The sequence below is a fragment of the Haloarcula sp. Atlit-7R genome, assembly GCF_003666065.1.
Classification (GTDB): domain Archaea; phylum Halobacteriota; class Halobacteria; order Halobacteriales; family Haloarculaceae; genus Haloarcula; species Haloarcula taiwanensis.
The window spans coordinates 1-24127 of sequence record NZ_QXIK01000026.1; the positions used below are offsets into that span (position 1 = coordinate 1).

19 protein-coding genes and 1 pseudogene are annotated in these 24127 nt (G+C 57.2%); 16 read left to right on the forward strand and 4 right to left on the reverse strand.

The genetic code is table 11. From position 1 onward, the window contains the following. Together D3D01_RS21905 and D3D01_RS21910 are read left to right on the forward strand one after the other, a co-directional pair. Window positions 1-260 (forward strand): DUF6516 family protein (locus tag D3D01_RS21905; protein ID WP_121511738.1); only part of this gene is annotated, 260 nt, incomplete at its 5' end. Beyond that, complete coding sequence (locus tag D3D01_RS21910; RefSeq protein ID WP_121513768.1) at window positions 253-654, forward strand: hypothetical protein; 402 nt, start codon at window positions 253-255, stop codon at window positions 652-654. The genes D3D01_RS21905 and D3D01_RS21910, both read left to right, overlap by 8 nt. Window positions 655-739: 85 nt before the next feature. Here D3D01_RS21910 and D3D01_RS24715 read toward each other — a convergent pair whose 3' ends face one another. Further along, window positions 740-1000: a hypothetical protein gene (locus D3D01_RS24715; RefSeq protein ID WP_233563601.1), complete on the reverse strand. Its 261-nt coding sequence runs from the start codon at window positions 998-1000 to the stop codon at window positions 740-742. 687 nt (window positions 1001-1687) lie between these two features. Here D3D01_RS24715 and D3D01_RS21920 point away from each other — a divergent pair. The 13 genes from D3D01_RS21920 (at window position 1688) to D3D01_RS21985 (ending at window position 20864) form a co-directional block, all read left to right on the forward strand. After that, complete coding sequence (locus tag D3D01_RS21920) at window positions 1688-2917, forward strand: Cdc6/Cdc18 family protein (RefSeq protein WP_121513769.1); 1230 nt, start codon at window positions 1688-1690, stop codon at window positions 2915-2917. A gap of 814 nt (window positions 2918-3731) precedes the next feature. Continuing rightward, on the forward strand, window positions 3732-4187 hold the full coding sequence (locus tag D3D01_RS21925) for a pilin (RefSeq protein ID WP_121513770.1): 456 nt from the start codon (window positions 3732-3734) through the stop codon (window positions 4185-4187). A gap of 7 nt (window positions 4188-4194) precedes the next feature. Beyond that, on the forward strand, window positions 4195-6270 hold the full coding sequence (locus D3D01_RS21930) for a hypothetical protein (RefSeq protein WP_121513771.1): 2076 nt from the start codon (window positions 4195-4197) through the stop codon (window positions 6268-6270). Next, window positions 6267-7103 carry a hypothetical protein gene (locus tag D3D01_RS21935; protein WP_121513772.1) on the forward strand — a complete coding sequence of 279 codons (837 nt, stop codon included), beginning with the start codon at window positions 6267-6269 and terminating at the stop codon, window positions 7101-7103. The genes D3D01_RS21930 and D3D01_RS21935 overlap by 4 nt, the downstream gene beginning before the upstream one ends. Before the next feature lie 2 nt (window positions 7104-7105). Continuing rightward, a complete protein-coding gene (locus D3D01_RS21940; protein ID WP_121513773.1) occupies window positions 7106-8764 on the forward strand; it encodes a hypothetical protein in 1659 nt (552 codons plus the stop codon). Further along, the gene (locus D3D01_RS21945; RefSeq protein WP_121513774.1) at window positions 8764-12018 is read left to right on the forward strand and encodes a VirB4 family type IV secretion system protein; all 3255 of its coding nucleotides are present in this window, start codon (window positions 8764-8766) and stop codon (window positions 12016-12018) included. Before D3D01_RS21940 ends, D3D01_RS21945 begins: the two co-directional genes overlap by 1 nt. 5 nt (window positions 12019-12023) lie before the next feature. Next, complete coding sequence (locus tag D3D01_RS21950) at window positions 12024-12395, forward strand: hypothetical protein (protein ID WP_050007953.1); 372 nt, start codon at window positions 12024-12026, stop codon at window positions 12393-12395. Beyond that, window positions 12395-12874, forward strand: a complete 480-nt coding sequence (locus tag D3D01_RS21955) for a hypothetical protein (RefSeq protein ID WP_121513775.1) — start codon at window positions 12395-12397, stop codon at window positions 12872-12874. Before D3D01_RS21950 ends, D3D01_RS21955 begins: the two co-directional genes overlap by 1 nt. Further along, complete coding sequence (locus D3D01_RS21960; protein ID WP_121513776.1) at window positions 12871-13626, forward strand: relaxase/mobilization nuclease domain-containing protein; 756 nt, start codon at window positions 12871-12873, stop codon at window positions 13624-13626. The genes D3D01_RS21955 and D3D01_RS21960 overlap by 4 nt, the downstream gene beginning before the upstream one ends. Next, entirely contained in the window at window positions 13623-15827 is a 2205-nt protein-coding gene (locus D3D01_RS21965) for a type IV secretory system conjugative DNA transfer family protein (RefSeq protein WP_121513777.1), read from the forward strand. The genes D3D01_RS21960 and D3D01_RS21965 overlap by 4 nt, the downstream gene beginning before the upstream one ends. Window positions 15828-16894: 1067 nt before the next feature. Then, on the forward strand, window positions 16895-18259 hold the full coding sequence (locus D3D01_RS21970; protein ID WP_121513778.1) for a restriction endonuclease: 1365 nt from the start codon (window positions 16895-16897) through the stop codon (window positions 18257-18259). Window positions 18260-18381: 122 nt separating this feature from the next. Further along, complete coding sequence (locus D3D01_RS21975; protein WP_233563603.1) at window positions 18382-19005, forward strand: helix-turn-helix domain-containing protein; 624 nt, start codon at window positions 18382-18384, stop codon at window positions 19003-19005. A 1493-nt stretch (window positions 19006-20498) separates the two neighbouring features. Further along, the gene (locus D3D01_RS21985; protein WP_199725577.1) at window positions 20499-20864 is read left to right on the forward strand and encodes a hypothetical protein; all 366 of its coding nucleotides are present in this window, start codon (window positions 20499-20501) and stop codon (window positions 20862-20864) included. 9 nt (window positions 20865-20873) lie between these two features. On the opposite strand, the gene D3D01_RS23835 is transcribed toward D3D01_RS21985, so the two are convergent. From D3D01_RS23835 to D3D01_RS21990, 3 genes are all read right to left on the reverse strand, one after another. Further along, window positions 20874-21026, reverse strand: a complete 153-nt coding sequence (locus tag D3D01_RS23835) for a hypothetical protein (RefSeq protein ID WP_158600551.1) — start codon at window positions 21024-21026, stop codon at window positions 20874-20876. Window positions 21027-21184: 158 nt separating this feature from the next. Beyond that, a complete protein-coding gene (locus tag D3D01_RS23575; RefSeq protein ID WP_147439971.1) occupies window positions 21185-21376 on the reverse strand; it encodes a hypothetical protein in 192 nt (63 codons plus the stop codon). A gap of 200 nt (window positions 21377-21576) precedes the next feature. Continuing rightward, window positions 21577-22722 carry an SOSS complex subunit B family protein gene (locus D3D01_RS21990; RefSeq protein ID WP_121513780.1) on the reverse strand — a complete coding sequence of 382 codons (1146 nt, stop codon included), beginning with the start codon at window positions 22720-22722 and terminating at the stop codon, window positions 21577-21579. A gap of 1218 nt (window positions 22723-23940) precedes the next feature. Between D3D01_RS21990 and D3D01_RS24720 the strand changes: the two are divergent. Next, a pseudogene (locus tag D3D01_RS24720) lies at window positions 23941-24127 on the forward strand (nucleotidyltransferase); the annotation flags it as partial.

Here is a 24127-nt window from a genome sequence, read left to right on the forward strand (position 1 = left end):
ACGCCTATCCGTCGGGGTGGCGGTACACGCTTCACTACGGAGCATTGACCGCCGGTTCCGAGACGCTCGACGACGGAACGATCCGTCGCTACGATAACTCACACGAGGATACGAAAGGCCACGAATTACACATCGCTCCCGACCCGGAACCCGATTTCGTAGAGTTCCCCGGCATCGAGGTACTCTACGAACGGTTCTGGGACGAGATCCCGAAGCCACGCTTTGGTCCATCCAACGACAACGGTGATACCCATGACTGAACAGAACGTACTCGTGGTCACGGTCGACGACGAGACCAATCCGTACGAAGAAGGCCTCGAAGCGATTCAGACACTCAAAGAGGGAGAATACCTTGACCGGCCGGCTACTGTCCGGTTCCCGAACGAGAGCCAGCTGACTGACGTGTTCAACGAACGGACGTACACACTCTTGCGCGTGATTAGAGACGAACAACCAGAGAGCATTCGCGAGACAGCACGACTTGTCGGCCGTGACAAAAAGAACGTCCACGAAGAATTGACCACACTGGAAGCGCTTGGCGTCATCAGCTTCGAGGCAGTCGGACGGGCAAAGAAGCCAGTATTCCCCTACAACGACCTCATCGTATCGCCGCTTGCTCACGACCCCGGGGACGGGGCCACTGCAGCCCCCTGATCTCTTGTTGTCTTGGGAATTGGTCGTGATTATCGCGCTAATCACAACCGGGTAGAGAGAATTATCCAGATCGACGGGTTGCTCTCTAGTTTGCAGAATTGACGAGCGAAGTCTGGGTCGTCATCGGGTCGGGATCAAGCCCCAGCACGACCGATTTGGGGGGTTGGTAACGCACTGATTCGGTCCCAGTAGTCAGTTTTTCGAGCGTCGTCCCCTGCAGGTGAGCGACCAGCGACAGCACCGGCCTGACATCTGGATGCAACTCCAGCCACTCGTCGAACCGATCACCGTGTCCTGTCACGGCCAGCGTCAGTTCACCGCCGTAGTCGATTTCCCGGTGACCCAACCATAGAGAACTTCGGCGATAACAGCTATCTCGTCGGTAAACTGCGGGTTCTGTAGGCGTCAGTGTCCACGTCAGGGTGGGGTTGTAGCCTGCGACCCGCTGTCCTCGCTGCCGAATGGCAAGCAAATCCATCCTTATGATTTGGGACCCCCGCCCCCGGGTGTTTCCGCGTAAACCCTAGATAGGCAAGACAGGCTAAATGAGAATAAACAAGATACACATATAAATGCAGGAAAATACTAGAAGATATATTTAATTCTAGAGAGAGCAGATAGCTGATACAGAGGTTTGAAACGGATAGCAGACCATTTCTCTCTTTCTTCTACTCTAGGCAATAACTAGCTAGAAAGAAAGAGATATAATAAACGTAAGAAACAGGAACTGGTTCAGTTTATGCCGATAGGAAAATCCGCGTTAGGGGCATTCTTAATCGCAGTATCGCCAATAAGACCCCTTATCGAGACTCATTATGCTCTTCCACACCTCACACCATCTATAGAGTTACGCGGAAACACCCGGGCCCCCGGGGGAATATTTTACCTTCGTATTCCAGTCGTGGTTGATCTGCTTCAGATCTACGCGGAAACACCCGGGGGTCGCAGAAATACCCGTACCGACCGTAGTAAGCGAACCAACCGATACGTCCGAACACTTAGTCTTATGTGCTTGGGGTGAAAGAAGCACCGTATGTCACGGACGTTTGAGCGCGGTTCTCCGATATTCGAGGATGAACGTCCTCTCACAGATGATTGGGATCCAGAGGAACTGCCCGAGCGTGATGAAGAATTAGGGCAGATCCATAATGCGCTCGCACCTGCGATTCGCAATACTGGTGTCGGTCCACACAATATGTTTCTCTTCGGAAAAACGGGACAAGGGAAAACAGCAGGTGTTGAGTACAAACTTGAGGATCTCGTTGCAGCTGCCGATGACGCAGGACTAAATATCACGACAAGTCAATACAACTGCGCCGGCGACTCATCCTCATACCATGTATTGATCAATCTTGTTGAGCGTCTCACTGGTGAGAATCTGAACGGGCATCCAATGAGTAAAATCACCGATGCATTCTTCGATGCCGTGACTGACATTGGTGGAACGGTTATCATCGTATTGGACGAAATCGACAATATCGGGACGTCAGATGAAATATTGTACTCAATCCCTCGCGCTAAGTCCAACGGTAATATCCCCGATGATATGCATCTGAGTGTAATTGGCATTTCGAATAATTTTAAATTCCGTGACAATCTCTCCCCAAAAGTCAAGGATACCCTGTTTGATGAGGAAATTCACTTCGCACCGTATGACGCGAACCAACTGCGGTCTATCTTAGAACGGCGTGCCGATCAGGCATTCAAAGAGGGTGTTTTAGAGGGTGATGTTATTCCGCTCTGTGCCGCGCATGCAGCACAAGATAAGGGTTCGGCGAGGCAGGCACTGCGATACCTGTACAAAGCCGGTGAACTGGCGTCGAACACCGGGAGTGATGTCGTCACCGAAGAGCATGTGCGGACGGCACAGGAACGTATTGATCGAAAAAATATCGAAAAGGGAATTCGCGAGATGACGATGCAGGATCAACTGTCGCTGACAGCTGTCGTCGCACTAGAGGTAGAGGGCCAGAACCCAGCGAAGACGACTGAAATCTACGCTCGATACAAGGATATTGCTACGGAAATCAAGGCGGACATTCGAACCCAACGGAGTGTCCGCGACCACCTGCTTGAACTTGATCTGATGGGGGTTGTCAACGCGACAAAAAAACAAACCGGCAATCGTGGTGGCCCCCACTATGTCTTCGAACTAGGCTCTGACCTCGGGATGACACTGGATATCCTCTCTGAGGACTCTCGACTCGGCGACGCTATTGATCTCGTCACGACGAACCGGTCAATTCAAGAGTATCTCGACTGATAAGACTACGCGGAAACACCCGGGGGTGTCCTTTGCGGGATCATTGGTCTGGAACGAGAATTGCGTTATTAACGCCAAAGATTCGGCCCTATTTGGCCACCTTTCAATCTACGCGGAAACACCCGGGGCGGGCCGACCGATACTGAGTACTCCATCCAGACAGGTAGCAGTTTTCCGGATTGGTCGGCTCATCATACCTCGACTTCATTTCTTGCCCTCAGTTTCCAGTAGCAGCGTCTGTTGTTGATCTGCTTCGCGATCGTTGCTTTCGACGAGACATCGTCCGTGATGTCATCCGACTGCACGTCAGCTTCCCACCTAGATTCTATTCAACTTCGGCTTCGCGGGCTTTGTCCTCCCCAGCTGTCGACGGGGAGCGGTCCTTGTCTTGTAGCCCCTTTTTGAGCTGTTGACCTATTCTCAAGACAAAACCTAGACCTATCTTACATATCTTATCATGTAGTAAAAGTGGTACTACTTTCGATTTAGTTACCAGCTATATAGACTATATTGTCTAGATTTGTATGGTATAAGAAATTCTATATTTCCTCCGATTTACTGTCCTTATTCTATCCCGTGAGTGCATTAAAAATCAAGCAACAGCGAAGGCGCGAGGCACCCGATATAATACAAAAGTATTATATAGAGATAGAGTTTGTTTGTCTCACAAGTTTTTAGTTAACTCCAATGTCATAATCTGCTGCCAAATCCAAGATAGGGTTCAACAATAGTATTAGAAATCTAACACAGAATCGGTAGCGGATTACCGGTGGGGCATCGGTGGGCAAGCAAGAAACTAGAACCAGAGACATCCATGTCAACTCAAACCAACGCATCGAACGCATCGAACACACAACCAACACTCTACACTCACGCGAAGCGGCGGTTTGCTGACGCGTGGCTCACGCCCGGCGTGCGACAGGCGACCCAACTGCTGCTGCTCCTCACGCTATTTGCTGGCTCGGCGATGGGCCAGACCGACGTCGGGAACATCTACTGTAACACTGCTGTAGAGGACGGCGTCAACGTCGTCTTTGGCGCACTGGCTGGTCTTGGCCTGCCAGCGACGATGGTGTTCGTCGGTCGCAGTGGCCTGTCGTACATGCGGGCCTCTGGCAACCCGAACCAGCAAAACGAGGCTCGCCGGGACCTTATCCTCTCGCTGGTCGGCCTCGGCGTCGTCGTGCTGGCAATCGTGGCTCCAGAACTCATCACGAAGTTCGGGGACAACGTCGGCTTCGGCTTTTCCGACTGCGTGACGCCATTCTGAAGATACGATGCCATCACTCCGCTCACTGCTGATGATCGCGGCCCTTTGCTCGCTGCTCTCGACAGCCGCAGCTGCGGGGCCGGCGTCCGCTGGTGGCAACCCAGCCCAAATTGAGCGGGGGACGGCACACTCCCTTCCCGACGCGAGTCACGGTGGCGTGGGGGTACTCCAGCAAAACGCCACCGCGCCGAATGGCTCCAGCAGCGAGGGAACACAGACGAATCGCACCGAAAACAACGACTCCAGCGTCCGAGACCCAATAGGCAACGAGACAGCAGGCAACAGGACAACAGCCAACGGAACCGAAGGCAACGAGTCTGCCGACCAGGGACCAGCGGCGAACCAGACAGATGTGAACAGGTCCGTCGAACTCGGAGTAAGGCGGAACCTCAGCGCGAAAGTCTCGTGCTACGAGAACGCCTCGAACCCGCCGGCCAATGCGTCAGTGGGAGAAAACGCGACGGCGGGTGTCCTGCCCCCGAACCGGTCCTACAACCACAACCACACGTTCTTCCGTGCGCTGTGGTCTGGCGACCCCGATCATCCGAACCTCACACGGGCTGACCGGGCTGAGGCTGAGAACGGCACGCTGGCCGTCCTCCCCTCATGCACGGGAGATATGGTTTCTCGCGAGCCCTCGAACACAACACTGTGGAACCGGCCCGAACACGACTCGTTCCGGACTGGCATCGAGAACGCCTCGTATCCAGTAAACGTCACGGACACTCGCTCTGGACTCTGGATTCGTGACGCCTACGTCGCGGTCTTCAGCATCGAGCCATCGACGGTCGTCCATCAACAGGGAGGCACGGAACGGCTGGTCCGTGCGAACGGGACCGTGCGTGCCATTCACGACTACCGGGTGTACATCTCGGAGTTCTTCGAGGACGACTTCCGCGTCCTGAATACGTCGACGAACACGACGCTGTATGCCAACGGCACTGCGATGGACAACAGCACTGCCGCCCGGCCCACCCTCAACTACACGGGGATCAACGGGACCACGGAACTCCAGTTGGTCACGACGATCTCGACGAATATCTCGGAGATTGGCGATGACGAGATTGACGAGTACGAACTGACGGTCACGGACTCACGGACGGTCCGGGTGGAAAATCTCTCCGAGCGGGAGATGGTCGTCGAACCCGGCGTCGTCCCCAACGGCAGAGGGGCCACGACCGACGACTATCGCATCGGGACTGTAATCCCCGGCAGCTGGCAAAGCGTCAAGTTCGATGGCGGATACGAAGTCCAGAGCAAGTGGCGGTTCTACACCCGCTCACCGCCCGGCTGGGCGAACTGGTCGGAGAACACGACGACCCCAGTACGACCGCTCGAAACCCATGCTGTCCGGACGACGGAAGGTCCGGCAGTCACGGTCAACCGCGTCCAAAACGAGAGTTCCGACGGCTGGCGGTTCGTGCCCTCACTGGAAGCGACGTATTCGGCGAACGAGACTGTGAACACGACGCCGAACGTGACCAACAGGACGACGCTCCCGCCGGAGATTCGGATCAACCGTTCGGAGACGTTCACGACGGCAGATCGGTTCACGATTCGGAGTGCGGAACAACTCCGGACAGAGAACTTCGAGATCAACGGACTGGTTCGCGGGAACAGCATCGAACAGCCAGCGGACTCGACGAACCCGACGCTAATCCGCGAGGTCAAGATCACCTCTGAGGTGGTCAACTCGACTGACAACTCGACGGACCTGCTGGTCCGTGTCGAACCGACGGCTGGCTTCCCGATTGCGGCGGGGAACGTTACCGTCGCAACGGGGCAGTCCCGAGTCGAACGGTCACTCGCTGGCGATGATGAGATTACGGTCACCGTCGACCAGGGCGAAGTCTCCTCGGCGATCATCCAGTACAGTCCGACTCAGATCTGGTGGGAGCAAGGGCGTGCTGTCCCGGTACGAGACACCCAAGAGCGGGTCGCCTACGAAGTGAATCTCCCCGACCTTGCGGAGTTCATCGACCTCGCTGTAGTGACGCTCCTGACGTTGTTGCCGGCTATGCTGGCGCTGTATGGCTACGATGTCTGGACGAGAGGCAAATTTGTTGGTTGGTATAATCCATGACAAAGCAAGATATACCACGAAACAGCAGTATCGACCGCAGAACAGTGCTTGGACTCCTTAGCGGGAGCCTTGCTGCGCTTGCAGGCTGCAGTGGCGGGCTGTCTGATAGCAGTGACGGAGGTGACGGAAGCGCCGGCCCGCCAGAAGAGCAGTCCGACTACATCGAAGAGACGTCGATTGAGATTGTCGAGAACGGCCGTCAATTGGCTCTGGAAGTGGCTGTGACCGATGAGATCGAGCCCTCATCGGTTAGCATCATCACAGAGTCCGGTCGGGAGTTCGTCAGCGACTATTTCAGCCCCGGTGAAACCCGGACACGCCTTTCGCTAACAGAGGGCGAGGACTCGAATGAGCCGCTGCCTCGGGGCCAGCACACACTCTATCTCCGTGGTGACGACGTCGAAACCAAACTCCCACTCGAACTGGGCACCACGTTTGAGTTTGAGGAGGTTATCCCTGGGGCTGAACATCCAGACTTCGTCGATGGTAGCTTGGCGATGGTTGTGCGGAACGTGGGGAAACGCACAGATGCAGCATCTCAGACACTACTGAATGGTGAGGAGAAAAGCAATCGCTTCGTTCCAGTGAAGCCCAGCGAAACCGCTGTGGTTAAATTTGATTTCCTTCTTGAATACCATGGAGGTAATTGTAGGAGAGTTAATGAGAGAGGTGAAATAGTTGAGATCGATCAAGCACTGACTGTCAATTTTCTCTGGAGCGACTCAGTTACAGTCAGCCTGCCCATCAGATATAACGACACAAGCGGCTGCAAACGATCTCTGGCCGGTGAGCCAGAAGAAATCACTGCAATCCCAGCGGAGACAGAGACATAGCAATGCAGACGGAAATTGCTGGGGAAATCGTGAAGGAGATTGCCGAGAGGGTGGTTGCAGAACTCTCGTCGGCAATTACATCTGGTATCAGTGGCTTCCTTGATCAACTCAAATCGGACATCGTTGATTATCTCGACGGGTTTCTAGAGAAACTTATCGATCCAATGGTTGGGACACCTGCCCCTGAAGGACCGAATTCAGCAGCCCCTGTCGACATTGCATTTGAGTCGGCGAGCAATGCTCCGTGGAACTCGCTAATCTCAGGCATCTACTTCGATGGAATCGTTGGGTTAGCGCTCGGCATCCAGCTTTCTGTTCTGGCGATGATTGGGCTCAGGTACGGGTCAATGAACCCTGTTATCCGGAAGAAACTCCTACGTCGCCTCGGAGTTGCCTTCCTTTCGCTGTTCTTCTGGCTCCCAGTGGCCTCACTGGGGACGCAATTCTTTGACGCTATCGGTGAGGCGACTTACCGCTCCGGTCAGTCGAAAGAAGAGATCGCCGCACTAATTGGCTCAGTCCAGGAAATTGCGGAACTCAGCCTTGGGATATTCGTCGTTCTGATGATCGTTGGACTGTACGTCTACCTCAAGGCAGCGTTCATCTTTATCACCAGATGGCTGCTGGTCTTCCTGCTGACCCTGTCGATGCCACTGGTCGCGACGTTCTGGGCAGTGGAAGTCTGGCCGCTGAACCGCTTCTCGGGGCTGGCAAAACAGGTCGCCGGCGCGTACCCCGGAGTCCTCGCTGCGGGTATCCCGCCTGCAATCTTGATACGCATGAGCTTCGAGGCGACAAACTGGGGACTGGCTTCTGAGCTGTCGCTGTTCATCAGCCTCGTTACGCTGTACTTGGCGGCAAAGTCCCAGAAGGTCCTCATTCAGCGCAGCAGCCGCGTGGCAATCCAAGTCAGCGAACAGGCGCTCGCCGGCGGCAAAAAGCCACTCAAGATCGGTGCGGCGGCTGGTGGTGCGGCGGCGACAGCCGGCGCTGGCGCGGTCGGTGGCCCCGGCGCAGCAATGGCGACGGGTGGCACGATTCGAGCTGCCTCAGGCGCTGCAAAAGGGCGTGTCGGCAGTGCTGCTACGGGTGCCCAGATGGTCCACCGTCAGATGGCAGCCAACCCCGCTGGCATGAAGAGAGGTTCCAGCAGCGGCCCCACCGGTTCCGGTGGCGGCAGTAGTCCCAACGGCTCCGGAGGTGGCGGCAACAGTGGCTCCGGCGGCGGTGGCTCAGGCGGCTCCGCTCCACCCTCTGGTGGCGGCAGTGGCAGCAGCGGGTCTGGTGGCTCACCACCCTCTGGCGGCGGGAGCGGGTCCGGTGGAAGTCCCCTCAACAGCAGGTTCACCAACGGTGGTTCGTCCGGCTCGTCCGACGACTCTGAGAGCGACGACACTCCGATTAGCGAACGCCAAACCAAGATGGAGCAGCAAACCAAGATGGAGCGCCAGACGCAGATCAACTCTGGCGATACCAGAGTCTACGAGTCTGACTCAGACTCGCCGTTCTCGGATGGGAAACCCGACGAAAACGGGACCGATACCGACTCTGGTGGGTCCGAGTCGTACGACTCGCTCAAGGATGTGTTTGCAACTGATGACGATATATTAGGGCCGGATGTGTACCGCGACGGCTTGCCGCACAAGGGGGATGACGACTAATGGCTGACTCAGAAGAAGAGTACAACACAAACATCATCCACGAATCCCTCGGAGATTCGACCAACTTCTGGGGCGACTACACGCTGGGGGAACTCATCCTGTTCCTCATCCCACCGTTTGGCTTCCTTGTCGCGATGGGAATGCCGTTCGTGCCAGCGGCGCTGTTCTTCCCCACGTTGGCTCTCACAGCGGTCGTCGAAGTCTTCCTGTATATCCTGCACAAAGTCCGGCCAGATCACTATCGCCTGACTGAGTGGCTACGGGTCAAACTGTTCTGGCTCGTCAAAAAGAAGCAGTACACTCACGGCCAAGGGAATCAGGATACTCGGCAGGTCACGCGGTTAGAGCGGGTTATGCCCCACGGCATTGAGCGCGTCGACGGAGCGTACGTCGGCGCGGTCGAAGTCGAGCCCGCCAATATGTCGCTACAGGACGACGAGAAATGGGACAAAGCCGTCAAGTCACTCACACGCCTGTCTGAATCCCTGACTGGCCGGGCGAAACTCCACGTCACGACGGCCGAAGTCGACAACGAGTCCCACATCCAAGCGCATATCGACCGACTCGACGACCCCGATGCCAAGAGCCATTCGATCTTCCGGGGTGTCCTCATGGAGTTCGTCAACCGCTACATCGACGACAGCGGCAACGTTGAGACTGAGACTGAACTCCAGCGCAAGTACTACATCGTCGTCTGGGTCACTGACGACGACATTCACGACCTCCAGATGAACAGCGATTCCATCGCAGATTACCTGACTGGGATACCGGTCATTGGGCGGCTGTTCACTCGGTTCGACAGTGACACGCTCACTGACGCCGAACGAGAGGAGTTCAAGGCCAAGAAGCTCCACGACCGGCTCGAAACCGTCGACAGAGCAGTCAACAATATGTTTCGGTGCCGTAGCCGGTCGGTCAGCCCCCACGAACTGGCGCACTTGACTGAGGACTACTGGGCCTGTGAAACGCGGTCGGAACGCGAGTACGAAGAGGCGGCCTCCGTCTCTCCGGTGACGTACTCGGCACGGGAACTCATCAAGCACGGCGAGGGTGCCGCAGCCCATGACGCTGCGGAGGGCATGGACACCGACGACGTCGGTGGGACCGACTACGAGGTCGACGAGACCGACTTCGTCTCCCAGTTGCATAGGCCCGGTGAGAACCATCGGTCACTGGTCGCGCCGACAGATATAGAGTGGGAAGCCGACCACGCCCTCATCGACCAAGAGACGTACACCCGGTGCTTCTGGATCGAGACGTATCCCGAGCATCCGACGAGTGGGATGCTGGAACAACTGCTATTGGATACGGACCTCGCCGTCGACGTCTCAATCCACATCGACCCATACGACGCTGATACAGCAGTGTCGGTCATGAAAGAATGGATCTCCTCGCTGAAGATGCTGCAAAACGACAAGGGAGAGCTGGAAGCGGAGGATATCGAACAGGAGGTCAACCAGGCAAAGTACATCCGGCAGATGGTCCGGCGGAACCACACGTCGCTGTTCCGTGTCGGGGCGTTCATCCGCCTCACGGCTGAGACCGAAGAAGACCTCCGGAAGCAAACGAACCGGCTCGAAACGCTGCTGCGCGACTCCCCATCGAACTGTGGGGTCAAGCGAACGACCCGCCGGCAGGAGGCAGGACTGGTGACCGTCTCGCCGATCGGGGCCAACGAACTTGGGCAAAACCGACTCTCCTCAATGACTGGGGAAGCACTCGGGTCGCTGTTCCCGTTCTCGTCGAACTACCTCCGAATGGAGGACGGCATCGAATACGGACTGCACGGGCACAACGACTCCTCGCTGTTGATCGACCCGTGGGAACTGGAAACTGGCCACTCGGAGCTGGTGACTGGGATGCCCGGCGGCGGGAAGACCCACGGCACGCAGGCTCGGGCGATGCGGATGCTCAAAAAACGGTCGGACGTCAAGCAGATCTACATCGACCCGGTCGGGGATATGCACGGCAGCGCGAAGATGCTGGATGCAAAGACGATCACAATCAGCGGCGAGACGCCGTTGAACCCGTGCGAGATGCATCCGACGCCGCCGCATGTCCTCGAACAGTCCCCGGATATGCAGCCCGTCTCCGCCAAGAAAGACGAAGTGTACGGGGTCATCGAGAACTTCCTGCAATCCCGGGATGTCGATCTGGAGATGCACAGCGGCCTCATCACGTTCCTGATCGACAAGATATTCACTGAATCGGATATCGACCCAGCGGACCCGTCGACGCACACGCCGGAGAACTCGCCGGACCTGAGCGACTTCCTCGAAGTCGTTGACCGCCTCCAGGAAGAACCGGGAATGTTCCCCGGAGCGACAACGGAGTCCTCCCAGCAGAAAATCCAGCAGTACGCAAACGAACTCTCGATTGCGCTGCATCCGTTCCGGCCGGGGAGTACCTTTGGCAACCTCTCGAAAGAGTCGGACCTGCGGCTGATCGACGACAGCAGCAAGGCCGTCTATCTGGACCTCCAGCAGGTCGAAGGCTCGGGTAGTGGCCTCGGTAAGCAGTCGTTCATCATGCAACTGCTGTTGTCGACGCTGTACCAGCAGGCCAAGAATATGCAGCAGAAGGTCGAGATCATCATCGACGAAGCTCACTACCTGTTCAATGACGACGCAAATCTGGAGTCGCTGAACCAGATTGCTCGCCACCAGCGCCACGCTGGACTGCGACTGGTGATGCTGTCCCAGACGCTCTCTGAGTTCGAGGACAAGGGCGCAGCCGAGGAAATCGCGGGGATGTGCCCGATCAAGGTGCATCACCGCGAGCCAGAGCTAGGCGACGAGACAGCAACAAGCGCTGGACTGACGGACGAACAGCAGTCCTATATCCAGCACGCCGAAGCCGGCAAGGAGTCACTTGGCGACGGTCAGGGCTACTCGCAAGCGCTGGTTCGCGTCGACGAACATGGCGATTACCCGCTGACGATCAAGACGTCGTGGGAGGAAAAGCAGATCATTGACCTCGACGCTGACGCGGAAGATGCGCTCGACGTTGTTGCTCACGAGGCTGACTCCCGCGCTGCTGACTTCGAAGAGTTCGTGCGCTCGAAGGCAGTCGAGCAAGAGCTAACGAATCACGGATTATCGCCTGAGAAGGCTGAACACGTCCTCAACGGACTCAGCGAAGACGAGTTGGTGGACGTGGTGTCTGTGGCCCTTGACCAGGCACAGCCAGAAGCAGTTGTCGCTGATGGTGGTATCGAGGCAGAGACTGATGCGGAGTTCGGCACTACGGAGTGATTCACATGGATGAAAGTATCACGTTCTCGATGAGCGCAGAGAAAAAGAAACAGATTGTAACGCAAGCTGAGAAGAACGACGAAACGGTAACTCAGTTCCTGCTTAAAGCGGCAGAACAGCGTATATCTCGTGAACTGCAGGAGCAACGTGCTAACGAACTAGGGGTTGCAGATGAACTGCAAGACCTTGCTGATAGCGTCACTGGCGAAGTGAGCGCTGCAACGGATATCGACACAGATCAAGAACTGTGCCATACTGTGGCATTGTGGGAGTTGATTTCGAGTAAGTATGATGCTGATACTCGGGCTGCCGCAATGGAGGAAGCGCCAGAGAAACTGCAGGAGCAGGTAGCGAAAGTTGGCGGAGGTGATGACTGATGACAGAGCGAGATGAAGTTCTTCAGATATACACGACCAGTGAAAACAAGGAATGGATCAAAGAGCGGGCTGAAATAGAAGGCAAGACGATCTCGGATATCGGCCACAGTCTCGTTGAAGAGTATATCGACCGCGAGACTGGTGAAACCCAGTTTGAGCGGTACGGAACTGATACGCAACTCGAACTCGTCATGGAGAATATTCGGAGTGATATCACGGCTGAGCTGGACGAGTTCAAATCCGAGACGCTGGAGGAACTGAAGACGGTCCAGAAAGTCCGGACAGCATACACCATCGCTATCTGGAAACTACTGCAGGAGGACCACGATGATGCACACCTCAGATTAGCGATGAAATTTGCGACTGACCGCATTGGACGGGAGCCAGCTACAGAGACAACAAACGGGAGCGATGCAGACTCAGGAGAGCAGGGTCGTGAGTCCTCGGTGGCGACTAATGCTGGGGGTGACGGTGCATGATACTGCCAACGGATTATCAGCGGAATGGAGCAGGGAATCTCGTTGATTACATCCGGCGCGACCGGGACCAGGACGCCGGCGCGACAGTTGACCTACTGAATCCGGCCGGGCGAGAACTGTCCGACCCAGAGGTGAATCGGTTCGTCGACAAGAGCCGAGAATTCAGATTTCAGCGGCATCTGATCGTCTCTCCTGACCCCACTGGAGAATACTCACCAGAAGAGGTGAATGCCAACACTCGGGAACTTATGAACCGCGAGTTCGCCCGGCAGCCGACAACTGACTACGTATACGGTGTCCACCAGAATACGGAGTTCCCACACGCACACGTCGCAGCAACTGGGGAACCAGCAGAGTTGGAGATGGATCGGGAAGATATCCGGCAGATGCGCGAACAAGCAGCGACCGTATTTGCAGAACCCACTCGAACGAGAGACCCAACGGCTGCCCCTCGCGATGCCCCGGAGAATCCCGGTCGGGTTGTGGATGAAGAAGCTCGGGAGCAGTACCACGAGGCAGAACTATCGCTGAACCCCGAAGCCGAAAAAACGCTCAAGCGGGCGAGTGAGAAGAGTCAACAGAAAGACGCCGGACAACCCACGGCTGAGAAAGCGAGCGATGAGCGCCAAACTGAGCCACTCTCAGAACGTGCTGCGGAGAGGGGCGAAGAACAGGCGGCAACTGAGAGCGAACCCGAAATTGATCTTGAACGCGAGCAGGAACCCGAACGCGAAGTTGGGTGGTGGCAGTGAGTTCTAGTTCCTCTGCACCACCAGGACAACGCTCCGGCGAAGTCCCGAATAGCCTCAAGTACGACAACGTCGTCGGGTTCGTCTGGGCCGGGTTCATGCTGTTGTTCCCGCCGATGATCGTCGACAGCGACAAGGTTCTCCCAAAGCGGTTCTGGGCGTGGCGCTACATTTACCTCGGCTTTGGACTCATCAGCGCGGCGTTCTTCTACGACGTGCTTGTCCAGACACCCAGCGCAGCGCTGTTGTTCCCGTTCGCACACGTTCTGGCTGCCATCTCAGTCGGAACACTATTCGCTGACTTCACCGTGCCGGGGCTATCGCTGCCGATGGTCTCGTACTCGACCACGGTGCTCCTGTATGCCATCTCAATCGGTATCGTGTTCTCCGGGGAACTGCTCCGCCGGACCTCGCCGGAAATGCTCGCGATGAACCAGTGGGACCACGACGACGGAGAGTCCGTCGTCCCACTCGAAGAGGTCTCTCACGAACACGAAGAGGCTGAGATGCCGTTCACGCTCGATCAGGATGTCTCTACAGCCGTCGTAGGGGAAACCGGGAGTGGGAAGACGTCGATGATGAAGCTGCTGGCCTACCAGTTCCCGTACTACAGTAACACGGCAGTCATCGCCCACGACACCGGCGAGGACTTTCAAGCGTTCTACGAGGAGCTGGGCTTTGAGGTTCAGCGCATCCGCCACGAAGACAGCGACGTAGTCTGGAATCTGTTCAAGGACGCCGATTCAGAGTCGGACTTCCGAGAGGTCGCCGGCGCGATCTTCGGCGAAGCCGACGGCCACGACCCGTTCCATCGGCCCGCAAAACAGACTTTCGCGGAGATGCTGATGTACCTCCATCTCAGCGCGAAAAAGAACAATCGCCGTCACGCGCTCTGTCATGCCGATATCGTCTCACTACTCAACGAGGGCCACATCGCGCTCAAGAAAGCCCTTGACGAGTTCGACCGGCTGGACTCAGGTCATATCGACCCTGACAAGGGCAAAGGCGCACAGAACGTCTACCAGACTATCAAGGAGAACGTCGATCCCGTCTTCACCGGTGACTTCGGGGACTACGGGGAGTTCTCCCTGCAAGAGTACATCGAGAACCCGGAAGGCCGAGTCCTCATCATTGACTCGAACCCGACAGAACTGGAAACGCTCGGGCCGATGTACCAACTGCTCGCGGACTGGTCGATCCGTTACGCAATGAACGCCTCGAACCCGACGGTCCACATCCTCGACGAGATTGACGCGCTGCCGGCGCTTACTCAGGTGACGAACCTTACCGCCCGAGGCCGGAAACACAAGGCTCGGGCACTGGTCGGCGTCCAGACAATCGGCCAGCTCAAGGACACGTACAGTACAGTCTCTGGGATTGTCGGCAACTGTCCACAGGGAGTTTACTTCGGGCCGGGTGACACTGAGTCGACGGACTTCATCCTCGACGAACTCGGCGAGAGTCGACAGTATGATCGCTCCGAGATGGTATCGATGAGTCACCAGGGGCGCGGCGAGAACCCCCGGACGCAGGCTCGGGACACGTACAAAGAGAAGGACAAGACGCCGGTCACGTCTGGCTTGCTTCGAGACTTCCAGCCCGGTGAGTGCGTTGCCGTCTCTCGGACGACGTGGGTTCATGGACAGTCCTACGAACTGGCTGATGTTCGCGATAGCCTCCCGGCACAGGGTGCGGAGTCGCCGGGCAGTTCGGAACCGGAACCCACCGAGGATGATACCGACATCGAGAGTGACAGCTGGTTCTCGTTCACTCGGGCCCGACTTGATGATGTGCTCTATGGGTCACTTGGTGAGGACGACGACGATGAGTCCAGAGAGAGTGGCCCGGATCGTGACGCCGAAGTCGAGCCGACTGCCGACGCGACAGACGGGTTGGGCGACGACGAGTCGACCGACCCACTCGACCAGACAACAGCAAACACTGCCGTCACGTCTCCGGACACAGACTACCCAGATGTATCAGATGAAGAAGGTGAGTACGACGGTGGCAATCACGACCAGCAGTCCGACGACAACAGCGGTGACTTCTCCTCTGACGAGTCACCGAACCCCACCACTGATGAGACGGAAGCCGCTGAGAAAGGAGATGCTGAATCGGCCTCAGAATCAGACGCTACTGAGACTGATGAGCAAGACAAAACAGAGTCAGAAGAGAAGGGGCACGACCCGGCTGGGTTCATGTGACTGCCTCTCTACAGAGTAACGATAGCATCTAAGAAAATCTATACTTTTGCAGATAATCTCTTGATCTCCCTTTGGTTGTTGACTGATAGAGTCCTCTGGCTGTAGCCCCTCAATAGAGCCATTATCAGATATCCAGTAAAGTCTCCCCAGCTAACTGATTCTGGGTGAAATCGCCAGATGGAACCGGTTTTGCTCCTATCTGAATCTATTAGCCAAGTGACTGATTCGTACAAAATCGCAATACGTGGCGGGTGTGATTCACCGAATAATTGGTCCTTTAACTTGCCGTGCTCTGCGGGGCGTTCTGAGAGCGATTTTTGCGAGAAATGTATAGCCAATCTAACAGTAGGGGAGCGGGTCGATAGACCTGACACAAACAGGGGTACGAATCCGTTCAGGCCACCTGCACTCACACCTATTGGAGAACAGATATATCTCACCTCATTCCCCAGAGTCCGACCGGGACTGCACATGGCGGGCCAGCCCCACCGAGCATCATGCGAGTCCACTGTGCCACGCACGTCGCCGGCCACCGACGTCCAGGGCCACGCCGATCACGACCACACTCGAGTTGAGCCAGTGCTGGCAGACCCACGCTCGGCCATCGCTCGCTTCGGCCCCCTCGTAGCGCACAACCCGGCAGCCACTGGCCGGCGACCACACCACTTTGTCCGGAGCTTTGTTCCCGATTCCCAACAGTTACAGCGTACCTTGTTTTCGCATCTTCGTGGTATCGTAATTTAGTGCGGCATTCAGCCGGGGAACTGTCCGATTTCCGGCGGGGATCGCGCCCGCTACTGCAGGCACGATTGGACCGGCGTGAGGCGCGCGACCGCGCCGAGCGCAGCGCCCCGTCGTCCGAGTGAGCGAGAGTGAACGAGGACAGGACAGACGAGCATCGCGAGTCTGTCAGTGGCGTCGCGCGCTGGGACGGGCCACTGGTTCAGGTTTGATCCTCACGGACAGTTCGGTGGTTCATCAACCCTTCAGAAGGGTTCAACAGACAGAACTGAACTGCGTTTGGCAACGCATTTGATAGTTGCAATGTACTATTCATATAATTCGGGATGGCTATACTGGATGATCTCTCGGGATTCGAGTTCGAAGACCTGATGGAAGACGTGTTCCGCAACCTCGGCTACGAGAACGTCCGCCAAGCCAAGCGCACAGCCGATGAGGGACGGGACGTCATCATGGAGGAAGTGATCGACGAGACGCGGCGTGCGATTATCGTCGAATGCAAGCATACGGGAACAGTCGGTCGCCCGGTCGTCCAGAAGTTGCACTCGGCCATCGCGACGTTTGACTTCGACGGCCCCAAGCGGGGGATAGTCGTCACCACTGGCCGATTCACGAGCCCTGCTCAGGAGTACGCAGATCGGCTCCAGCAAAACGACGACCCGTACCCCATCGAGTTGCTCGACGGCGAGGACCTCCGAGAGATCGCTGACGAGATCGGCCTCGACCTCTACAACGGTCGTATCGAGATTCTCTGCGACGAGACCCTGCGCCCGTACGATCCGGCGGCCAACGTCGACGCGCCGGTCCAAGAAGCGTTCCGCGATATCGAGAATATCAAGGCCGCTGACCTCCCAGAACCACACTCGCGGGTGACGTTCCGCCCGGTGGTCGAGGTCACCGCGGAAACGAACGCAGTCTTCGAGACGTCGGTGGGCGTCATCCACCGGATCAACGACCGCACGCAGTTTGTTGTCCACGCCGCACGCGGCCATCCGAAGGTGACCGACGACGATGTCGCGACGCTGGTCGCCGAGAATTTCCACGCGACGATCGACCTCGATACCGAGCAGTTTACCGAGGTATTCGACGACGTTGAGGAGCGACGGTTCGGGCAGACCCAAACGGAGTACAAGGAGTGGGCCGTCGAGCGGCTTCAGGACTACCACACGACGACAGTGACCTACACGGGCGACAACAACGTCACGTACAACAAGACGTGTGAGCCGAACCGCTCGGACATTTCCGTCCAGTTGATCGAGCCAGTGTACCTTCCTAAAGTCCGGCACAAAACCGATCTGCAGGAGTACACCTACCCCTACGAGTACTACGCGGCGGGCCCGTCAAGAGTGACCGCCGAGGACGGCATCCATCAGTGCGTCCATTGTGACACGACTGGAGGTGACGAGACGTACACCTACTGCCCGAACTGCGGAGCCATTGCCTGCTCCAGTCACATCAAAACGGAGCGGCTGGAAGGTAAGCCGATCTGTACGGGCTGTGCGGTGACGGAGCGGTTCGCGCTGAAGACGAAGTACTTCTACGACGACCAGAACCTTGAGGCGTTCCGCGAGGAGTACGCCGACATGCCGCTTCACGAGAAGGCGATGGAGAACAAATGGCTGGCCGGGGGTAGCGTGGTCGCGACGCTGCTACTCGTCGTTGGACTACTCGTCATCAGCGGCATTATCTGAGTGGCCACGGTGTTTACCGTGGCAGTCTTTGCAGAACTGGTCAAAAACTGCTGGTTCTCATCGGTACAGTCACCTGCCCGTAGCAAACGCTCATGATTTCTAGTTTCGTAACACTATACAAGATGGGATACGATACAGAACACGTTCGAAACACGGGAGATGCCCCGGGGATGATCACCGGGATTCCGACGTTCACAGAATTGTTCGAGAACCCATCCCTTGCTGCCCTCTATACATCGATTAAACGCTCAGAGAGCACAACAGGCCCCGAACTCGTCGAAGCAATGAATGTCTCGAAAAAGACGGTGTACGACTACCTACATAAACTGGAACAGGCAGGTCTCGTCAGCAAGGTCGCAGAGGATGCTGGTACCGCTGTGTACACTGCTGAAGAATTCGAACTGACCTTAACAGTCCGCGAGGCTGAGGTCTCTATCACCCCAGAACTTATCGAAGTGATCGCACACAAAGACGAATACCCAGAAATCGAGCGAGTTCTTGAAGACCACGGTATTGTCACATTCGCGCTAGCACACGATCTTGTGAAGGAGCACAGTGAGGGGGATGTCACAATCCGTCAAATCGCAAGTCTCACCGATCTTTCGCCTGGAATTGCGTATGACCTTGTTGAAGCGCTCTATTTGATTCTTGACCTCGGTGACAGCGAATCGGCTCCGACGACGTGCACACCGGGAGATTTCGATGAGGATGACGACGATCTCCTTGAGGAACTGACAGACAAGTAGACTGAATGACGAGGATATACACGGCGAACATCCTGCTTGATGTCGAACTCCTCACTGAGTTGGACGACTAACTCGGTCCCCTGATAGTGGTAACTCTTAACAACTGCTGTAGCATCAGGAGGGGCATTCCCAAACGGCAGTGACTCAGCACAGCCCGCTACAGACCCGAATACAGCGGTACTGAGCGAGGCGAGGACCCGGCGACGATTCATATCAGATGCTGCAGAACTGTAGTTAAATACTTTCTCCAACTCAAACTTGGAGACATGCCTTCTGTATCCATCACGAATCGCGTAGACGTAGATACACGCCATTGAAGAGGCAGACCGTTGCCACTAGCAATAGACCACCGCTTAATACGCCTCTAAGGCTTCCAGAAACACCGGGATCTGCCACAATTTCAAAGGTGCTTTCAAACACTATCGACTGAACCACCAGAGCTAAGCCGCCTATCGGTATCAGTAGCCGTCGAGGGTGTCTATTTTCGTCAAACCTCATATCGTTGAAATACATGACCGTGGTATGAATACGTTAGTGAAGTTCTATGATTGGTGTATTCACCGTATTGAGCGAACACAACGTCTGCCAATTGTATTTCTCCCTGTAAGAGATGTACGCACTGTATCTCGCACGTCCGATTCAACATTTCCAGAAGCTGTCAGAATCAGCGTATAAGACCCAGAGGTTGTCTGCAGTCCTGAACGACAACTCGCCCTTATCCAGACTCTTGCTATCCAGTCTGCCATCCGATGAACTTCTCAAACCCAGAAGTAAAGGCGAGAAAAACGACAGCGAACACGAACCAACGGAACACATCGAAGGTACCAGTGAACGCAAGCACATTGAAAATGTACGACAATGACGCCCCAACGAATGCAGCGACGTAGAGGTTCCTGCGGATGTTCATGCAGATACTTCTAATGACAGTGTGTTAATTCTTCACCAGCGAGTAGCACGACTCTGTAATTTGGCTGTTGAGTACATCACGAACTCCCTCGGTACTGAATAAGCGCTCTATATTTTGCACGCAAGTCTTGACAAAACTTGGATAGCTAGATTATAAGAAGCGTTCTATGAGACGCTTCTTGATGATCCCTCTAGAATCTGTACTCCAGTAAGGGCCACACGCTGCAGACGGACTAGCGAAAGAGCGGTTCCCGTCCACCTCCCGGCGGCAGGCCGGGATCGCGCCCGCCACTGCAGGCACGATTGGACCGGCGTGAGGCGCGCGACCGCGCCGAGCGCAACGCCCCGTCGTCCGAGTGAGTGCCAGCGAACGAGGACACGACAGACGAGCATCGCGAGTCTGTCAGTGACGTCGCGCGCTGGGACGGTCCACCAGCCATCCACCCCAGTTGCGCCCCGGCCGACAGACCCACGCCTGCGATACACCTGGCCCTCCGTGGAATCGGTATCTCGACGTGTGCCAGCTGGAGCCACCCGACCCGGAGCTTTTTGAGCGATGACGGACAAATCTGAATCGCACCGTTCTCATGTCACAGCCACACCTTTCTCCAGAGCAACAGCCATCCAACCAGCGTCAGATTCCGAGTATCGAATCGATTGGGCCGGTCGTCGACGAAGTGATCGACATCGCCCGGCGAGAACTTGCTGCACCGCGGTCAGTGAAAATCAAAACATGGGAGGATCGCGAGTTTCTGGTGCGTGTCAAACACGGCTCAGCACCAGGCGTAAACACCCGATATGGATACGAGACAGCAATCCAGTATCACAGTGATCGGGAAGCCGTCGAAGCCTTCCTGATCGAAGAGGATACTCACACCGATGAAGCAGAACGCCTCCTGAAGATGGAACTCGGAACGATCCCCGATCCAGTACCAGAAAAAATTGGGGAGTAGACGACTGACTTACTTGTTTGTCAGTTCTCGATGGCAGTCCTCACAGACCTGCTCGTACTCTTCATCGCGCTCTGGGTCGTAGAAGGACCCGGCGCGAAACCTCACAGGATTGTACCGAGTGTTGAAGACTTCCTCACATCGCGGACACTGGACATCTCCCATTTTAGAAATTACCTCCCGGCGGCCCTGTCTGGCCGCCACCTGCCTGCGGCCACACAAAATCGAGGGGTGTCTATCCGAGATATCGGGCCCAGACACCGACTAACCAACAGCTCCTCAGACTGCGCCGACTTTGTTGGTTAAGACGAAGATTCCCCGACTCACCGGCAAGAGCGGTTCCCGTCCACTTCCCGGCGGCGGGCCGGGATTGCGCCCGCTACCGCAGGCACGATGGACCGCCGCGAGGCGCGCGATAGCGCCGAGCGGAGCGTTCCGTCGGCGTCGCGCGCTGTCGCGACCCACCAGCCACTCAGCCCGGTTTCTCCCGGGCCGGCTGGCCCACGTCCACGCACACACCAGAACATCGGCTCTCTCACAGCCGCCACCAGACTGACCCACGTTGACGCGCTGGTGCGGTGGCGTGCCAGTCCGTGCGCGCGGTTGTCTCGCCGCCGTCCGCTGTGCCGGAGGCGGTGGCGAGGCCGCGTGCGCGAGCACCGTCACACCGCCCGAGGAAGCCCCCGCTCAGTGGGGCCGCCCCCGGTGTCGGGCGTCAGTCTGCGGAGTGGACGATACCGCGATGAGTGGCGGCCCCATGCTCAGTGTCGAACAGGTCCGAACACCCGGACTCGGGACAGCGGGCCTTCCCGAGGGTCACGGCGACCGCGCGGTCAGAATCCCGCTCGTTGGCCCACTGATGGGTGTCTGACTCGGCCTCCCACGACGCCACCGCCGGGCTATTTCCCGAGGAGCCGAACATACTACTCCCGTGTCCAGTGGGCGCGGGACCGTCGCCGCGCTCGATGACGCACATGAGCGTGTCGCTCGTGACAGCCACCGTCTTGATACCGTTGTACTCGTCGGGCTTGCCCCCGGAAATCCGAACTCTGTCGCCCTCGTGGAGCGTGCGGACCATCTCGCCGCCGTGCATGGACTTGCCCCAGACCGTGACCTTCGCGCTCGTACCGTCGTCGTCCTCGATGTAGAGGACTTGGTACTGGTTCCGCGCGTCTGGCTCCGCGATGATGTGCGTTACTTCGCCTTCAACCGTACACTCGTAGCCGTAGGGCGAGACATCCGCGATAGGCGTGGGTACTTGCAGGTCGTTCTGGGCCTCGTCCAAGACGGTAAAGGAAGCCTCATACAGGCTGTTACAGTCGCCCATCTGCCCGGACACAAGGGCCGCGAGTCGGCGGCCTGCTGCCGCTCGTGACAGACTGGTTTTGTCTGCCAGCGTCGCGGCCTGCTGGTTGACTCGCGCCAGCGTGTCGCGGTCCATCCACTGCCGAGGGTCAGCCGGGGAGCGGAACCCGTCAGCCCGTTCGGTTTCCGCGTCGGTGAGCTGGCGAGCTGAGGCTTCGCGGTCGGTACCGTCGACGTGGGCGCGTGCGACCTCGGAGTGTCGGGCCTGCTCGGCTTCGCGGCCGTGGCGTTCCTCCTGCTGTTCCAGCGTTTCGCCAAACCGTCGGTCCGGGCCGACCTCGGTCGAGCGCGTCCAGTCGTATGCCTCCTCCTGCCGGGCGTAGAAGTTGCCACGGCTATCGCTACCTCGATTCATCCTGAAATCGAGTTCGTCGCCGTTCTCCGTCTCTGCGACCGCCTCTAGAAGTTGCTCGGGACCACCCTCGACGTGGGCCGAAAGGGAAACCGTCTGGTTGCTTGCCGATGCTTTCTTACCGCTGGAATTGCTAGCGTACATTGTCTTTCTGACACCACGGAAAGACACTTGTCGGGTGCTCTAACACCCGATTTCTGCGGCGTGAAACTGCCCTGCCAGCGCCGCGTGCGTCGTGTCTTTCCGTACGTAATGGCATGGGTGCCGGCTACTTAAAGGTGACGGACCATTTGAATTGTTTCAAGTGCAATATTCGGGTGTCTGAGTGGTTTCTAAGCGGCGTATTGTATTTCGAGTTTCGGGGGAGAATAGTATATAAAGACCATAGGTGATTGACACCCCAGCGGGCGGCCCCATCGTGTGCGGTTGCGGTGAGCCAGCATCCCGCGCGGCCAAGCGAGTGCCGGATGGGTGAAAGCCCGGCAGCGCAACGAAGTGAGCAGCCCGGAACACAGGGCACGCAGTGCCCGTCCTCGTTCCGGCGAGGGAGCGCCGGCCGCGAGGGTTCCTCACCTGGATCGCGCGCGACTCCGACGCGTGCGTTCGATTACTGCTGTGTTGTGCCGTAGCAGTCGGGTGGGACTGAAAGGGGCACGCCGCTGGCGCTTGCCGCGGTCGCGTCAGCGGCCCCTATCCGCGTGCGGTTTGCGCGGATATGTCGCTGAGCGACCGCCAGCGGCGTGGGGCTTTCAAGGTGTGCTGGTCCGACACCGAGTTCGTCGTCGCGATGTTGTTTGGAGTAGTGCTGCAGGTCCCAGCAGTCCCGTCGCAGTCAGTAGTGCCGCCGACGTCAGTGTCAGTAGTCCCGTCACCAGCAGTCTCACGGGTACTGCCAGCCGAACCGTCGGCTCCCTCGACACCGTCACGAGTGCCACCCAACTCGCCTCCAGTCCCAGTAATACCAGAACCTCCTGCCCGCCACACACGAGACACACACCACTCGTACACCCTCCGCCGGCCTACAGCCCACGTACCGGCTCTGCCAAGAGCGAGCGTGCCGCCCAGCGGCGGCTGCCCGGCGGTCAGACGACACACCAGCCAACCACCTGTATCTGCTCGGCCGTCAGTCCCACGCCGATACACGCTCGTCTCTCGCGCTCTCAGCCCGCCTGCCAGCCCCACGTTGCTATCCACCAGGTATCCGTCTGCCCCACGCTGCGAGGGGCCGACTGCCAGCGTCAGTGCCAGTCATGTCCCTCTCGCCTTCAATCGCTCACCCCCGACATGGGCATCGATAGTTTCCAAATTGGTTGCCCAGGCTGAAGCTGGCTTTTATACCAATACATTCCTAATAGGAATAGTATGCCTACTACGAAAGGAACGACCACAATTGCTCTGGAGTATCCGTTCCCTCAGGACCGGGTCTTTCGATATCAGGCGATGCAGGATGTGCTCGCTCGCTTGATTGAGGAGCCATATGAAGAGTTCACCATCGGCCAACTCGCGGAAATGATTGACGGGAATCAGGCAACGGTCTCAAAGGCAGTCA